Source organism: Anaerolineales bacterium, from assembly GCA_025808555.1.
Taxonomy (GTDB): domain Bacteria; phylum Chloroflexota; class Anaerolineae; order Anaerolineales; family UBA11579; genus JAMCZK01.
Genome location: CP075526.1, coordinates 2,143,983 through 2,159,020, shown reverse-complemented (window position 1 = coordinate 2,159,020; position 15,038 = coordinate 2,143,983). Strand labels below are relative to the sequence as shown.

The 15,038-nt window shown below is 59.0% G+C and carries 13 protein-coding genes; 6 read left to right on the top strand and 7 right to left on the bottom strand.

Going from position 1 to position 15,038, the window contains the following annotated elements:
- Positions 1-17: 17 nt before the first annotated feature.
- Positions 18-1,361: a cytochrome P450 gene (locus KIT08_10755; protein ID UYN89564.1), complete on the top strand. Its 1,344-nt coding sequence runs from the start codon at positions 18-20 to the stop codon at positions 1,359-1,361.
- Positions 1,362-1,425: 64 nt separating this feature from the next.
- On the opposite strand, the gene KIT08_10750 is transcribed toward KIT08_10755, so the two are convergent.
- Entirely contained in the window at positions 1,426-2,655 is a 1,230-nt protein-coding gene (locus KIT08_10750) for a sigma-70 family RNA polymerase sigma factor (protein ID UYN89563.1), read from the bottom strand.
- Positions 2,656-2,891: 236 nt separating this feature from the next.
- Positions 2,892-3,902, bottom strand: coding sequence for a glucokinase (gene glk, locus KIT08_10745; GenBank protein UYN89562.1), 1,011 nt, complete (start codon positions 3,900-3,902; stop codon positions 2,892-2,894).
- A 43-nt stretch (positions 3,903-3,945) separates the two neighbouring features.
- Here glk and KIT08_10740 point away from each other — a divergent pair, with 43 nt between their 5' ends.
- A complete protein-coding gene (locus tag KIT08_10740; GenBank protein UYN89561.1) occupies positions 3,946-4,323 on the top strand; it encodes a hypothetical protein in 378 nt (125 codons plus the stop codon).
- Between the two features lie 59 nt (positions 4,324-4,382).
- Here KIT08_10740 and KIT08_10735 read toward each other — a convergent pair whose 3' ends face one another.
- Genes KIT08_10735 through KIT08_10720 form a run of 4 tightly spaced genes read right to left on the bottom strand, consistent with a single transcriptional unit; the run spans position 4,383 to position 10,289 of the window.
- Complete coding sequence (locus tag KIT08_10735; protein UYN89560.1) at positions 4,383-5,903, bottom strand: aldehyde dehydrogenase family protein; 1,521 nt, start codon at positions 5,901-5,903, stop codon at positions 4,383-4,385.
- A 25-nt stretch (positions 5,904-5,928) separates the two neighbouring features.
- Positions 5,929-6,819, bottom strand: a complete 891-nt coding sequence (locus tag KIT08_10730; GenBank protein UYN89559.1) for a hypothetical protein — start codon at positions 6,817-6,819, stop codon at positions 5,929-5,931.
- An 18-nt stretch (positions 6,820-6,837) separates the two neighbouring features.
- A complete protein-coding gene (ligD, locus tag KIT08_10725) occupies positions 6,838-9,441 on the bottom strand; it encodes a DNA ligase D (protein UYN89558.1) in 2,604 nt (867 codons plus the stop codon).
- 14 nt (positions 9,442-9,455) lie between these two features.
- Positions 9,456-10,289 (bottom strand): Ku protein, encoded by an 834-nt coding sequence (locus KIT08_10720; protein UYN89557.1) that lies wholly within the window; start codon positions 10,287-10,289, stop codon positions 9,456-9,458.
- Positions 10,290-10,353: 64 nt separating this feature from the next.
- Here KIT08_10720 and KIT08_10715 point away from each other — a divergent pair, with 64 nt between their 5' ends.
- The 4 genes from KIT08_10715 to KIT08_10700 all read left to right on the top strand — a co-directional run bounded on the left by KIT08_10715 (position 10,354) and on the right by KIT08_10700 (position 14,510).
- Positions 10,354-11,394, top strand: a complete 1,041-nt coding sequence (locus tag KIT08_10715; GenBank protein ID UYN89556.1) for a histone deacetylase — start codon at positions 10,354-10,356, stop codon at positions 11,392-11,394.
- Between the two features lie 65 nt (positions 11,395-11,459).
- On the top strand, positions 11,460-12,389 hold the full coding sequence (locus KIT08_10710) for a TIGR03560 family F420-dependent LLM class oxidoreductase (GenBank protein UYN89555.1): 930 nt from the start codon (positions 11,460-11,462) through the stop codon (positions 12,387-12,389).
- A 37-nt stretch (positions 12,390-12,426) separates the two neighbouring features.
- On the top strand, positions 12,427-13,998 hold the full coding sequence (locus KIT08_10705; protein UYN89554.1) for a PD40 domain-containing protein: 1,572 nt from the start codon (positions 12,427-12,429) through the stop codon (positions 13,996-13,998).
- Positions 13,995-14,510: a nitroreductase family protein gene (locus tag KIT08_10700; GenBank protein UYN89553.1), complete on the top strand. Its 516-nt coding sequence runs from the start codon at positions 13,995-13,997 to the stop codon at positions 14,508-14,510. The genes KIT08_10705 and KIT08_10700 overlap by 4 nt, the downstream gene beginning before the upstream one ends.
- Here KIT08_10700 and KIT08_10695 read toward each other — a convergent pair.
- Entirely contained in the window at positions 14,507-15,037 is a 531-nt protein-coding gene (locus KIT08_10695; protein UYN89552.1) for a DUF1697 domain-containing protein, read from the bottom strand. The genes KIT08_10700 and KIT08_10695 overlap by 4 nt on opposite strands.
- Position 15,038 lies beyond the last annotated feature (1 nt).

The following is a 15,038-nucleotide window of genomic DNA, read 5'->3' as shown; positions in this document are numbered from 1 at the left end:
AGGCGTATACTGCCTTCATGATCAATACCGAAACAGTCAGCACTCCTTCCAAACTGCCCACCCCGCCCATGCTCAGTGGCGGATTGCCTTACATTGGCCATGCCATCGAGTTTTATCGCGACCAGGAAGCGTTCTTCCGCCGCGGCTACAACAAGCATGGCAATGTTTTTGGCATCAAGCTGCTCGGCCAACCCATGGCCATCCTTGTCGGGCCTCAAGAACAATCTTTCTTCTTCAAGAGCACTGACAAAGAATTGAGCATGGAGAAGCCATACCAGTTCCTGGCCGCCATGTTCGGGCGCATTGCCTTCCTCGGCTCGCACGAAACTTACAAGTTGCACCGCCCGATCCTGCACAGTCTCTTTACTCGTGAGCAGATGGCCAGCTACCTGCCCGTTATGAGCCAAGTGGTGAATGAATGGCTGGGGCGCTTGGGCGACAGTGGTGAAATCGAACTGACTGAAGAAATGACGCACATCGTCAAAGAAGTGGCTGGCCGCTGCTTCCTGGGCGAAGATGTTCACCGCCGCCTGGAAGCCGAGGGTTTCTGGGAGCAGTACGATGCATTGAGCGAATCGCTCGACCCACTGCTCTACAACTTGCCCCTGCCCAAGTTCAAGCGCCGCGATGCCGCCAAGGAGAAGATCAGCGCCATCCTGCAGCCACTCATCGAAGAGCGTCGCAAGCAGCCTGTAGCCGACGGCTTCCAGTATCTGCTGGAACAGCCTGATAACTCCGGCGAGCCGCTGCCGGATGAGATCGTGGCCAACTTCTTCGCCGCCCTCATGTTCGCCGGGCATGAGACCACTGCAGGCCAGGCCGCCTGGCCCATCATCCACCTCATCAACGATTCACAGCACTGCGCCCGCGTGCAGGAGGAAGTGCAACGCGTCCTCGGCACCTCAGCCGAAGTGAACCACGTTCATATGCGCGAGATTGCCCAGATCAACGCCGCCGTTCAGGAAACCGGGCGCCTGCGCCCGTCTGCCGAGACGCTGATCCGCGAAGTGCAGGAAGACATCACTTTGAACGGCTATCGCATCCCCGCCGGCTGGTTTGTGATGACCTCCACCGCGGCGGCCCACTTCATCCCCGAGTACTTCACGGAGCCTTACGCCTACGACCCCGCCCGCTTTACCGAGCGCGGCGAGGGCCGCGGCTTTGAGCTCATCACCTTCGGCGGCGGCCTCCACAAATGCACGGGCATGAACTTCGCCCGCACCGAAATGTCCATCATCCTGGCGCTGCTGTTCCGAAAGTACGACCTCGAACTGGTAACCCCGTTCGAGTCGATCGGCGTGAACCGGGGCGGCTCCAGCAAGCCCACCTCCACGCTTGTACGCTATAAAAAACGTAGCTAGACAGCAAGCCACCAAAAAAGCCGCCGCACATACGTGCGGCGGCTTTTTACTACAACGTCAACGTTTAGTTGACGTAATCCTTTAGACGGGAGCGTACACGCGGGTCACGCAGCTTGCGCAGAGCCTGGGCCTCGATCTGGCGCACACGTTCACGCGTGACACCCAGCTTGCGGCCCACATCGCTCAGGCTATGCACCTTGCCGTCATCCAAGCCGAAGCGCAAGCGCAGAATGCGCGCCTCACGCAGCGGCAGGGTTTCGTCAATGGTGCGAGCCAGGTCCTGCTCCAGAAGGGACTGGGCGGTGCTTTCCTCTGGCGAGGGGGCAGTCTCATCTTCGATGAGCTCGCCCAGCACTGAGTCCTCGTCGCTGCCTATCGGGGTCTCCAGCGAGTGCGGCTGGTAGCCGGCGGTGGTGATCAGCTCGATCTCCTCAGCGCTTACTTCCAGCGCCTCGGCCAGCTCAGCCAGCGTGGCCTCACGCTTCAGCTCCTGTTTCAGCGTGTTTTTCATGCGCATCATCTTGGCGATCTTGTCGCCCATGTGCGCAGGAATGCGGATGGTGCGCGACTTGTTGGAGATCGCCCGCGTGATCGCCTGGCGGATCCACCAAGTAGCATAGGTACTGAACTTGAAACCACGGCGGTAGTCAAACTTCTTGGCCGCGCGCATCAGACCAATGTTTCCTTCTTGGATGAGGTCGATGAGCGGCAGGCCACGGTTCATGTTCTTCTTGGCGATGCTGATCACCAGGCGGCTATTTGCCACGATGATGTGCTGGCGGGCATCCCAGCCCACCTGCACCGCCTCTTGCAACTCAGCCCGCTTGGCCGCGCTCAGGCCTTTCTGGGCCAGTTGAGTGCGGGCCTTGTTGCCGCGCTCCATCTTTTTGGCCAGATCCACTTCCTCGGCGGCTGTCAACAGGGGCACACTGGCCGCTTCGTTGAAGTACAGGCGCACAAGGTCCCCGGTCTCGGCCTCGGCCAGCGGGTCATCCGGCGCGTAGATCTTGCTGCGCTCGTTGGTCGGCTCTTCGTCTTCGACGTCTTCATCAGCCTCGGAGAGCTCAATGCTGTCGGTATCCTCATCCTCCACGAGGGGGATGCCTTCGTTCAGCAAAGCCTCAAAGATCTCCTCCAAGTGCTCAGACTGGCGCTGCTCGCCCGGCACGAGTTGCAGCACATTGTCAATGCTTACAAAGCCCTGCTTGCGTCCAAGCCGGATCAAACGCTCCAGAGCCTCATCTTCATTCAGCGAGATTGCCTCGTTTTCAAATGCTTCGATCGTATTGCTCATTCGATACTATGCCTCCGTATTCTTCAGAGTCTTCCAGTTCACGAAACCTTACATTTGTGCTAACGGCACAGACGCCAACAAAGTGACACAACCCATAGCCGAAAAAAGGGCCTACACAGCCCTTCTCACTGAGTATTCAGTTTTTTAGGCTATTTGGCGTATAGGGGCGATTCCACTACGCACATCATTGTGCGGGTGGCGTATTAATGAAATGTTTGCCGTAGATTAGTGTAAGCTTAGGAAGGCGAGCCTGCCTGCTGCCGTGCATAAGCCGCCGCACCCAGCAAAGCAGCCGTGGGCTGCAGGATCATGTGGACGGGGAAACGAGAAAGATACTCCTCATAACCCACCTTGCCCAGAAAGAACTTCATAAAGTCATAACGCTGCAGCGCCGGCAGAATGCGCGGCGGGATGCCTCCACCCACATACACGCCGCCGGTTGCGCCCATCCCCAGGGCCAAGTTGCCGCTGGTGGCTCCCAGGATCTCCACAAACAGCTTCAGCGTCATCTGGCAGATCTCGCTGCCTGGAGTCTGCTCCAGGGCGTGCTTGACGATGATCGCATTGTTGTCATCACCCTCCGCCGCTAGTTCCCTGGCCAGCCATTCGGGTTCGCTGGCATGCCCGCTAGCTTTGAGGAAGCCATATAGATTTGGAAAGCCTACCCCCGCACACACATGCTCAATAGCCACTTGCCCAAACTGAGGCCGCAGCCACTGCAGCAACTCATGCTGCAAGTCCGTCTCCGGAGCAAAACTGGCGTGGCCGCCTTCGGTGGCATAGGCAGTGTAGCGCCCGCCGGCCCAGGTGAGATAGCCAATACCCAAGCCGGTGCCCGGAGCGATCACAGCAATGCTGCCGCCCTGCTCCGGCACGCCAGCCTGGAAGGTGTGCATCTCAGCGGGCTGCAGAAAAGGCACTGCATTGGCCAATGCCTTGAGGTCGTTGATCAACCAGGCAGACTGCCAACCAAACTCAGCGCACAGTTCAGCGCCGTCTACTTCCCAATCCAGATTGATCATGCGTACATGGTTATCGATCACAGGGCCGGCCACGCCAAAACACGCTGTACGAATGTTTATTGATTTATCGCCAAGATACTTGCGCACAATGGCGTGCAGGCCATCATGCTCCGCATTCAGATAAGACTCGGTGAACTGAGGCCCGGCCTGCAGATTGCTGCTTTCAAAAAGGGCAATGTTCGTCTTGGTAGCGCCGAGGTCACCGGCGAGAATGTAGTCCGTCATACGGGCGGCATTATAATCCCGCGTAAGTCTCCACAACCCTGCGATGAACCCAGTTACTCACGGCCTGCTCCAGAAGCTTGACGACCCGCACCTTACCGCCTTCGCCACAGACTGGGACACAGTCACTGAATTGATCATTGAGATCTATCAGCAGAAATCGCTCACGGTCGAACAGCAGCAGATCTTCTTCGAAGCGCAGGAGCGCTTGCAAGCCGCCTACCCAATTCTCGCGGCCGAGCTTGAGCCGCACTGGCGCGCCGCCCGCATCAAAGGCGAGCTTGTGGTCGGCGATCCATTCCTCGCCGTATTGAGCAAGCGTTCAGCCAAAGAGTTTGTCGAGAACTGGGACGCGATGCGCACGCTGCCCGCCGCACGCGAGGCCCTGAACATGCTGCTGATGGCACGCATAGAAAGCAGATAAAGGAACAAAAAGAGACGGCCGGTCGGCCGTCTCTTTTTGTTCTTCACTTAGCGTATCCGCTAGTCTGCAAACTTGATCCCCTGAGCCAACGGTAACTCTTTGCCCCAGTTGATCGTATTCGTCTGGCGGCGCATATAGGCCCGCCATGAATCGGAGCCGCTTTCGCGGCCGCCGCCGGTTTCCTTCTCGCCGCCAAACGCGCCGCCGATCTCGGCGCCGGAGGTGCCGATATTGACATTGGCAATGCCGCAGTCGCTGCCGCCAGAGGAGAGAAAACGCTCGACCGTCTGCATGCTGTCGGTGAAAATAGCGCTACTCAAACCCTGCGGCACGTCATTATGGATCTGCAGGGCTTCGTCCACGTTCTCATAGTCAAGGACATAGAGCACGGGCGCAAAGGTTTCTTCTTTCACCACGTCCGTCTGTTTGGGCATGCGCACGATCGTAGGTTCAACATAGTTACCTGGGCGCTCCATGCGCTTGCCGCCGGTCAGCACTGTGCCGCCAGCCTCGTTGGCGCGCTGTAGCGCGGCCTCCATCTTCTCCACCGCGGCCGGCGTCACCAGCGGCCCCATCAAGGTGCCTTCGTCCAACGGATCACCAATGCTGACCTGGCCATAGGCCTTCACCAGACGTTGGGTCAGTTCATCCACAATGCTCTCGTGCGCGATGATGCGGCGCGTGCTGGTGCAGCGCTGGCCTGCAGTGCCCACTGCGCCAAACAGGATCGCGCGCACGGCCAGATCCAAGTTGGCGTCCTCGGCCACGATGATGGCATTGTTGCCGCCCAGCTCCAGCAGGGTCTTGCCAAAGCGGCCGGCCACCGTCTGGTTGACGTGGCGGCCCACTTTTGTCGAACCCGTGAATGAGACCAGCGGAATGCGCGGGTCGTTGATCATCAACTCGCCCACTTCCTGGCCGGTGCCGATCACCAGGCTAAAGATGCCGTTCAGCCCATGGTCAGCCATAACGCGGTTGCAAATATGCTGGGTGGCGATCGCGCTCAGCGGCACCAGTTCCGAGGGTTTCCAGATGACTGTGTCGCCGCAAACGCTTGCCAGCGTGGAGTTCCACGACCATACTGCGATGGGGAAGTTAAATGCGCTGATGACGCCCACCGGGCCGAGCGGATGCCACTGTTCGTACATGCGATGGTTGGGCCGCTCGCTGTGCATGGTCAGGCCGTACAACTGGCGGCTTAACCCCAGCGCGAACTCACAGATATCGATCATCTCCTGCACTTCGCCCAGCCCCTCGGCGCGGATCTTGCCCATTTCCAGCGAAACGAGTTCGCCCAAAGGCTCCTTGAGCTCGCGCACGGCTTCGCCCAGATCGCGCACCAGCTGCCCACGCTTGGGGGCTGGCACATTGCGCCAGCCTTCGAACGCCTGTTGGGATGCCTTGACCACCTGGTCATAGGCCGCGGGCGTAGCTTGAATCACCTTAGCGATCGGCTCCCCAGTGGATGGGTTATATGAAATGAGTTCGGTGCCCGCTTTATCGTCGATCCATTGGCCTTCTCCAAACGAGGCCCCGGAATTGACGTCTTGAAGGTTGAGTTTTTGAAGGATTGATTTCATAGCCAGAATTTAACCACACTTGCTTTCACAGCACCAAGCGGTACTCGACGGATGGAGTTGTCTTCTCATCGCCACATGAAGCATGCACAGGCGCACCTTCGGCCCGCTCCACCAGCAATTCGCGCTCATCGCTGTCAGTTGCGAATTGCACTCTCCAGCGGTTTGCGCCCTCTGGCCGGCTGGCCAGCAGTCTCAAGCCGCCCTCTCGCTGCATGCTGAGTTGCTCGCGCAAGATGAGTTCTGCGGCCTGGGCAGGCTCTGCCCAGGCGGTATAGCCGCGACAATACCTCACAGGCACATTGCCTTCGGCAATGGCCTGCGCCACACCCAGCGCATTGTCAGCTCGCAAGCGGCCGTAGGAACGGCCGCTGGGGAACGCCAGCAGATTGGCGGCAAAGCGGTGGCCGCCGTGGTGACTGCTCTCCCACACAGCATTGCCAAACTGAGCATGCAATGTGTTGTACACGGCGATCCCGTGCAGCACGCAGCAAGCATCTCGCTGGCCGTTGGTACATACCAGCAAAATCTGCTCGTTGGTACGATTGGCTTGGTATTGCTCAGCCCCGGCAACGATCGAGCTCAGATCCAACTCAGCCAGCTCTTCGTAACTGGCAAACTCAAACTTGTACAGAACAGGTTGCTCGCCAAGCCCCGCGGCAAAGAATCGCAAGCGCTCAGCGTGGTCCTTTTGCTTGATCAGTAGCAGGCGCGCACCCGGGATCTGTTTGAGCTGCTCATCCACTTCTTGACGAATACCAGGGTCAATGCTGCTCTCCTCCCACGCCTTGTTGCCCCAGCGTGGCGTATATTCCAGCATGAACCAGACCTGGGCCTTGGGCGCAGTGCCAGCCATGGGCTCATTGGCATTCAGCGAAACAAGTGAACAAGGAAGGTTATTGACGGGTGCAATGCTCATAGGTAGATTCTAAATCACCTACGCTTTAAGTACTTGCTCGATCAGTCCAAAATCTGGCAGCGCAGTGCGGGCCGCAAAGAAGCCCGCCCACGGATCGCCGTCATTTGAAAGTCGCTGCATGATGTTGCTGACGTTGAACTTGTCTGCTCGGAAGCTGGGGTCCTCAAGCTCCTCCCAAGCCAGGGGCGCCGCCAGCGGCGCCCCTGGTTTGGCGCGCAGCGAATATGGCGCTATCCCCGTCTGGGCATAGCGGTTGCGCAAATAGTCCAAGAATATGCGCCCTTTACGCTTGTCTTTGCGGATCTGTGTTGTGAATTTGGGATCGCGCCGCTCTAGCGTGGTGCACACGGCCTTGGCGAACAACAGCACGGTATCAAAGTTGTGCTGCGGCACCAGCGGCACACACACGTGCAGGCCGCGTGAACCGGTAGCCATCACAAAGGATGGCAGCCCCATTTCCGTCAGCATACGGCGCATGTCCCGCGCCCCGCTCACCACAGCATCCCAGCTGTCGTCAGTGGATGGGTCAAGATCGAAGACAATCTTGTCAGGCTGATCCAACAGCGGCGCCTGGCTGGTCCAGATATGGATGACGAACGAAGCCAGTTGCGCCAGATATACCAGCGTGGCCGCGTTGTTGATCATGACCTGCAATTGCGTCTCGGCCGCGCTGGCACTGGTGCGCACTTCAACCAGGCTAACGAACTTGGGAAAATACTCCGGCGCCTCTTTATGAAAGAAACCTTGTGCGCGGATTCCATCGGGAAAGCGCTGCATGCTGATCGGCCGGTTGGCCACATGCGGCAGCATCACCGGGGCGATCTGTTCATAATAGTCGATGACGCGGGCCTTGTTCACATCCGGAAAGAGCATTTTGCCCGGGTTGGTGATCTTGATCTTCTGCCCCTCCACTTCGCGGGTCTCATCCCCCGCCGCCCGCGGCTCCTCGGCGGGTACTGGCTGCGCTGCTGGCTGGGCAGGCTCTGCAGTCGTCGCCTCACGACGGACGCTGCGTGCATCCTTGTCTGTGCGAAGGCCCAGATAACGCGGGTGGCGGATCTTGGTCAGCTTGGTCCATTCTCCAAAGCCCACTTGAACCACCAACTCGGGCCGCACCCATTGAACATCTTGTAAGGGCAGCAGATCATCTGGCATGAACGGGTTGTCATTTGTTGCCAGCGAATCAAGCTTCCGGCGGATATCGCGAATGGCCTCGTCTGAATAGCCGGTGCCCACCCCACCTACAAATTGCAGCTTGTCGCCGCCTTCGGAGTAATAGCCCACCAGCAGCGCGCCGAAGCCGCGCATACCGCCGGCGGGCAACGTAAAGCCGCCGACCACAAATTCCTGTTGCCGTACACACTTCCACTTCAGCCAGCTCTTAGAGCGGCTGCGCTGGTAAGGCGCGTTGCTGTCTTTGGCGATCACACCTTCCTGCCCACTGGCACAGGCTTGCTGAAATAGCTCAAGCCCGCCGCCTTCCTGGTACTCCATATAACGCAGAGGATCGTTGTATTCCACCAGGCCGCGCAGCAGTTGCTTGCGCTCCAGTTGGCTCAAGCGCGTAGTGTCATAGCCTTCATAGTAGGTAACGTCGAACAGATACATGAAGACCGGGGCGTCTTCGATCAGCTCCTTGCTCGGTCTTTGCACATGCATGCGCTTTTGCATCTGCTCAAAACTGGCGCGTTGCCCTTCAAAGGAGACAATCTCGGCATCGGCCACAAAGTCGCCGCGGCCATGCTGCTTTAGTGCTGCGGCCAGTTCGGGGTATTGCTCAGTGATGATGAGCTTGTTGCGCGAGAGCATCTGCACCTGCCCACCCTTGCGATAAATGATGGCTCGTTGCCCGTCGAGCTTAGGCTCGTAGATCCAGTTTGCCCGCTCAGTTGGCCGGTCTTCAGGCGATGCCAGCATCGGCTCCTTCCACCCTGGAAAGCTGTCAGGCACAAGTTTGTCCAGCGTTTCAGGCTGTAGGCTGCGCAGCGCGGCAGGCAGCTGCGCACGGCTGCCTTCCTCCTCAAGCTCCTCGATGCTCTTACCGCTCTTTACTGAAAGGGGCAGATCAGCCACGATGTCGTACTCAGGGTTGGCGAAGGAATCCTTCATCTTCACCATCAGCCAGTTTTCTTGCTTGCCTTCGTACTTGGTACGCACGAGAGCAAATTCGCCTTTAACCTTTTCCCCTTCCAAGCGGACTTCCACCAGCCCGGCATCAAGCGACTCTTTCATGCTGAACGGCTTGCGCTTCGTGCCACGAATATTTGTATACACCCCCTGATCCCACAAAATGATGGGGCCGGCGCCATACTCTCCCTTGGGGATCACGCCTTCAAAATCCAGATACTCCATGGGGTGATCTTCGGTGCGCACGGCCAGGCGCTTGACGACGGGGTCATACGAAGGGCCTTGCGGCACAGCCCACGACACCAGCACGCCCTCGATCTCAAGGCGCACATCGTAGTGCAGGCGCGTAGCATCATGCTTTTGGATGCAAAAACGCGCCTGGTGCGGGCCAAGTGATACGGCGCCGGACGCAGCGTCACTTGGCCGGGGTTCGCTGGTTTTGGAGAAATCGCGCTTATTGCGATACTCCTGAAGGCTTTGTTGTGGGTCTACCACGCCTAACCTGTGCGCTAGGCGTCTACACGAGCCTTGCTGGCTTCAATGCTGGCACGCAGCGAGGCAAGCAAGTCATCATCCTTGGTCTGCTCCGGTGCTACGCCAACCACCTCAGGCGTCATACCCTGCGCCTTTTGCTCAATGATGCGCTTGATCTCAGCCGTGAAAGTATCCTGATATTTCTCGGGCTCAAAGGGTTGCGTAAGTTGGTTTACCAGATTCAGCGCCAGGTCCAGCTCATTCTCTTTCACTTCGTCAGCACCAGGCAGGTTGAGCCCCTCAGACTCGCGCACTTCTGATTGGTAGCGGATCTGGTTAAGGATCAGGGCGTCGCCTTCCGGCTTGAGAATCGCCAGGTTTTCCTTGGTGCGCAGAATGAACTTGGCGACGGCCACCTTCTTAGAGCGTGTCAGCGCCTCGCGCAGCAGGCTGTACGCCCGCGCCGCGTTCTTGTCTGGGCCCAGGTAATATGGCTTGTCAAAATACACGCTGTCGATCTCGTCTTCATTTGCAAATGACAGGATCTCAATACTCGAAGTCTTCTTTGGGCTGGCGTTCTTGATATCTTCATCTTCGATCACAACATAGCGACCGTCTTCCACCTCAAACCCTTTGACGATCTGGTCATATGGCACTTCCTGCCCATCGGCCGCGGCCACACGTAAGTACTTGATACGCGAGTGATCGCTCTTGCGCAATTGGTTGAAAGAAAGCTCGTTCTCACGCGTGGCGGAGAACAGCTTTACCGGAATATTGATGAGCCCAAAAGCGATAGCGCCGGACCAAATAGCCCGTGCGCCAGCAGCTGCCTTCTTGCTTTTCTCTTCTGTTGGATTTCCTTCTGTCATGGCGAAACTCCTTTATTTGGGAGGTAAAACAATTTTAGCCTATCAAACATTCTATAATCACTGCATGAGCGCTCCCATCGCCTACTTTTACCCTGAGGGCCACAGTGCCCATTCGCAACCCAACCACCCGGAGCGTCCCCAGCGCGTTGAGACCATCCGCCTGGCCTTGGAAGAAGCCGGGTTGTGGCAGCTAGGCGCCGAAGTGCCGGCTGAGTCACTGGCCGCCGATGTTCTTGCCGCAGTCCACAGCGCCGATATGCTGCAGACGATCCAACAGCATGCTGCCGAACAGCGCAATCTAGACGCAGACACCTTCACCACCCGCCACAGCTGGCCGCTCGCGCAAAATGCCGCCGCCGGAGCCGTGGCGGTCGCACGCGCGGTCTGGCGTGGCGAGGCCCAAACCGGTTTCGCCCTATCTCGCCCACCCGGGCACCATGCCACCCGCACGCAGCCCATGGGGTTCTGCCTGCTCAACAACGTGGCGTTGGCCGCTCAGCATTTATTGCAACGCGAGGGCGCAGCCCGCCTTGCCATTCTGGATATGGACGTCCACCACGGCAATGGCACGCAGGACATCTTTTACGATCGGGCGGATGTGCTCTTCTGCAACACGCAGCAGTTGCCGCTGTGGCCAGGCACCGGCCGCCTCGAAGAGCGCGGCACCGGTGCCGGCCTGGGCTTCACCGCCAATCTGCCGCTGCCGCCCGGCAGCGGCGATGCTGCCTTTGACGCCGCCTACGGCGAGCTGTTCCCCGCCTTGCTGGATAGCTTCAAGCCTGAAATGCTGCTGGTGAGCTTTGGCTTCGATTCGCACTGGAAGGACCCGCTGGCCAATTTGCAGGTCAGCGCCGCCGGCTACGGCCGCGCTGTCGCATCCCTGCGCAACTGGGCGCAGGAGAACTGTGAGGGCAAGATCGCCCTCATTCTCGAAGGCGGGTATGACCTGGAAGCGGCGGCCGCCTGCGGGCAGGTTGCCGCGCAAGCCCTCCTGGGCCAACCGATCACCGATGGAATTGGCCTTTCAACAGATGCCGAAGGCGAAGAATGGAAGCCAGTATTCGATAAGGCCAGAAACCTATTCCTGGCTACCCAAGAGCGCTGATAGGTAGAATTTCTTATCTGCGTCTGTCTGCGCTCATCCGCTGCTAAGCTAAGCAAGGAGACAACATGGAACTTTCAATTATGATCGAAGGCCAAGACGGGCTCACCTGGCAGCGCTGGCAGCGCCTGGCGCAGGCCGCCGAGGATCTTGGCTACGCCGGGCTCTATCGCAGCGACCACTACACCAACATGAACCCGCCTGAAAAGGATTCGCTGGAGCTATGGGTTTCGCTGACCTGGCTGGCCAGCCACACCCAGCGCATCCACTTCGGCCCGCTGGTGGCACCATTCTCTTTTCGCCACCCCAGCATGACCGCCCGCATGGCCGCCGCCGTGGATGACCTTAGCGGCGGCCGTCTGGTACTCGGCCTCGGCGCCGGCTGGCAGGAGCGCGAGCATCACATGTTCGGGCTGGACCTTATGGAAATCCCCGAACGTATGCGCCGCTTTGAAGAAGGGCTGGAAGTCGTTACCCACCTGCTGACCAGCGACGCGCCCGTCGATTTTGACGGCACGCACTACCAGCTCAAAGAAGCGATCCTGCTGCCGCGGCCACAGCGGCCGGGCGGCCCGCCCATCCTTGTCGGCGGCAACGGCAAGCACCGCACGCTCAAGCTTGCCGCCCGTTACGCCAAAGAATGGAACGGCACCAGCCAAACCCCGCAAAGCTTCGCCGAACGCATGCCCCTGCTGGACAAGTATCTGGCGGAGCAAGACCGCAAGCCCAGCGATGTCAAGCGTAGCATGATGACTCGCGTCGTCTACGCCACCAACCAAGTCGAGCTGGACAAGAAGCTGGCGGGCACGCCGTTCAGCGCCGAAGAATGGCGCGCCCGCGGTGCACTGGTCGGCGAAGCCGGCCAGCTGCTGGAGCAACTGGCGGCGCTGGCCGCGGCCGGCTGCCAGCAGGTGATGCTGCAATGGCTGGATCAAGACGATATTGCCGGGCTGGAATCGCTGGCGGAGCGCGTGCTTCCGCAGGCAGGCGCTCTATAGCTCATGCCAGCCTAAGACGGATGGTCTAGGCTTAGCTATGCGCATACTACGCTGGGCTCCACTGCTAACAGCGGCCTGCTTGCTGGCAGCCTGCACTGCCGCGCCCCAGGCAACGATAGCGGTCAGCTCGCCCAGCCCTACTCCCACTATATCTACGGATGAAGAACCGCAACTGGCTGCCGCCGAAGATGTGCTCGCCGCGCTCAGCTGGCGAGAGGCAAGCGAATTTCCAGCGCAGGTACTGAGCGGCTGGTCGTTCGGCTTCCGTGAGCATGACTATTGCCTTACTGGGCCTTATCGCTGGCTGGATAGCGAGCATCTTCTCGTGCTGCCAGTTGTGGCGCAGCCGCAGTATCCTGACGGCACGTACTCGCAATGGGCACACCCTATGGTTGTAAGCACAGCCAGCCACCATGTCTGGCCGCTGGCCGAAGCGCAGCAATACTGCCTGCTGCCGGTTTGGTCTGCTGCATTGCAACGCGTGATTGAAATCGCCGGGGATGTGGTGCAGCTGCGCGATGTGGATGGCAACATCACCGCCAGCTTTGCGGGCCGCGCGCCGCTCAGCCTGGCGCCCAGCGGATTGCGTTTGCTGGCGGGCGACGCGTGGATCGACCTGGAGACGGGCGCGAGCGTGCCGCTTTCTGACGCCTGGATGGCGGTAATCCACTCCAAGCCGGCCTGGTCTGCAGATGAACAGCGCATCTTCGGTTGCTGTTTTCAATATGCTGACGTGCAGACAGGCGATGCCTGGCAGCAAGACAGCTTTGACGGCTTCTTTGTTGTGGGACGCGGCAGTGGGCCTGGCGAAGAACTGTATTCCCGGGCATCTTGGGCGCCAGGTGAGCGCCAGGCCTTTATTGAAGAAGTGGCGCTTTGGTTCCTGCAACTGCCCGAATCAAAACAAGCCATCCCCATCTTCGATCCTGCCGAACAAAATTACATCAGCCTAATAGACGAGCTGGATATTGACTTACCGCCATACTGCTCCGCGCTGTCCTCGGCCGGTGCCGCTTACCTGTGGATTCGCTGCTTCACGCAAGAGCGCAATGAGATTTCAGCGCATACGGAAGCGTACGTGGTCGCCCTGCCCAGCCTGGCGGTAACCGCGGTTGCCGGGCAGCCAGAGTTGCTAGCTTGGTCAGCAAACGAAGCCTACGCGGTGTACACGCGCAACGCAGGAGTCGCCGCGGCAGAGGTCTGGCTGCTGAACGCAGCCAGCGGTGAGAACACGCGCCTGCTGCTGCAGCCTTCAAAGTCTGTGGCCTGGCATCCAAGCCAGCCAAGTGGCGTCTTGTACACAACCCGCAAGGCTGTGCTGGGTGTCTTCAACCAAGATACTGGCGCCAGCCGCCAGATCCAGCTTGACTTTGCGGTTGAGCATGTAGCTTGGCAGCCAGAAGGCAGCGCAGTGGCTTTTATAGCGGCTGACGGCAGCCTGTGGTGGCTGGCAGATGCCCTTGACCCTGCTACTATGCCTCAGCAACTCACCCCACCTCTGCCAGATGTTCATACGCTACGCTGGTCGCCGGATGGACGGCGGCTTGCGTTCGTCAGCGGCAACGAACTTCACGTTCTAACTCTCATCGAAGGAGAAGTTCAACCATGAAAGTATCTGAAGCCATCCGCCGTAAGCGCGCCATTCGCGACTTCACAGATGAGCCGTTGCCTGACGAGGTAGTGCTGGCCATCCTGAAGGCGGGCCGTCGTTCTCAGTCATCCAAGAATCGCCAAGCCTGGCGCTTCCTCGCCATTCGCCAGCGCGAGACGCTGCGCCAGGTCAGCAAACTGGGCCAGTTCGCCGGCCACCTGGCGGGCGCGGCCCTGGGTGTGCTCATCCTCACGCCCCCACCCGAGAAGTTCTACGGTGCTCTATTCGACGCGGGTCAGGCTGCTGCCTATATGCAGCTGGCCGCCACCGAATTGGGCGTGGGCTCATGCCTGGCCACGCTCTACGACAGCGACAAGGTCGCCGCGCTGCTTGGCATCCCCGAAGACTGGCAAGCGTTGATGGCTATCTCCTTCGGTTATCCGGCTGAGAAAGAGAAGCTGCGTCTGGCCAAGCTTCTCAAAGGCCGCAAAGACTTTGATGAACTCGTGAAATGGGAGAAGTGGTCCTAGCCGGTCATCTTGCGCAAGATACGCTCGATCGTCAACGGCGTGCGCGAGGTGATTTCTTTGCCATAACGGCGCTCGATCCAGCCGCCAGGGTCCATGGGCATGCTGGTGTCAGTGATGCTGCATAGCGCCTTCTCGGCATAGTGCACAAAACGGAACGGCTTACCCTCTGGCTGGAACGGTAAGTCAAAACCCAATTTTGGGCGGTGCTTAAAAAAGGTGATCAGCAAGTAAGACCTTTCGCCATGCAAAGTGCCTGCGAAAGGCTGAGCTGCCAGAAGCCTGGTCAGCTCTTTCTCGCTCTTGATGATCGTCGTCGACTTATAGCCCAGCCTGGGCCAAGCGGCCTCCAGTTGGCTTTCCCATGCCTTCACACTGGCTTTGGAGGATTCAAAAATAATGTTGCCACTGGAAAGCACAGATTCCACACCGGCAAACCCTTCTTGCTCAAAGACCGCTCGTAGATCTGTATTCTTCATATTCGGGAACGCCGGCGCGATTCCGCGCAACAAGGCAACGTACTTAGCCATG

Bases quoted from the DNA above. Each gene is read 5' to 3' on its own strand.
- KIT08_10755 (UYN89564.1), top strand. From the start codon at position 18: ATGATCAATACCGAAACAGTCAGCACTCCTTCCAAACTGCCCACCCCG.
- KIT08_10750 (UYN89563.1), bottom strand. From the start codon at position 2,655: ATGAGCAATACGATCGAAGCATTTGAAAACGAGGCAATCTCGCTGAAT.
- glk (UYN89562.1), bottom strand. From the start codon at position 3,902: ATGACGGACTACATTCTCGCCGGTGACCTCGGCGCTACCAAGACGAAC.
- KIT08_10740 (UYN89561.1), top strand. From the start codon at position 3,946: ATGAACCCAGTTACTCACGGCCTGCTCCAGAAGCTTGACGACCCGCAC.
- KIT08_10735 (UYN89560.1), bottom strand. From the start codon at position 5,903: ATGAAATCAATCCTTCAAAAACTCAACCTTCAAGACGTCAATTCCGGG.
- KIT08_10730 (UYN89559.1), bottom strand. From the start codon at position 6,819: ATGAGCATTGCACCCGTCAATAACCTTCCTTGTTCACTTGTTTCGCTG.
- KIT08_10720 (UYN89557.1), bottom strand. From the start codon at position 10,289: ATGACAGAAGGAAATCCAACAGAAGAGAAAAGCAAGAAGGCAGCTGCT.
- KIT08_10715 (UYN89556.1), top strand. From the start codon at position 10,354: ATGAGCGCTCCCATCGCCTACTTTTACCCTGAGGGCCACAGTGCCCAT.
- KIT08_10710 (UYN89555.1), top strand. From the start codon at position 11,460: ATGGAACTTTCAATTATGATCGAAGGCCAAGACGGGCTCACCTGGCAG.
- KIT08_10705 (UYN89554.1), top strand. From the start codon at position 12,427: ATGCGCATACTACGCTGGGCTCCACTGCTAACAGCGGCCTGCTTGCTG.
- KIT08_10700 (UYN89553.1), top strand. From the start codon at position 13,995: ATGAAAGTATCTGAAGCCATCCGCCGTAAGCGCGCCATTCGCGACTTC.
- KIT08_10695 (UYN89552.1), bottom strand. From the start codon at position 15,037: ATGGCTAAGTACGTTGCCTTGTTGCGCGGAATCGCGCCGGCGTTCCCG.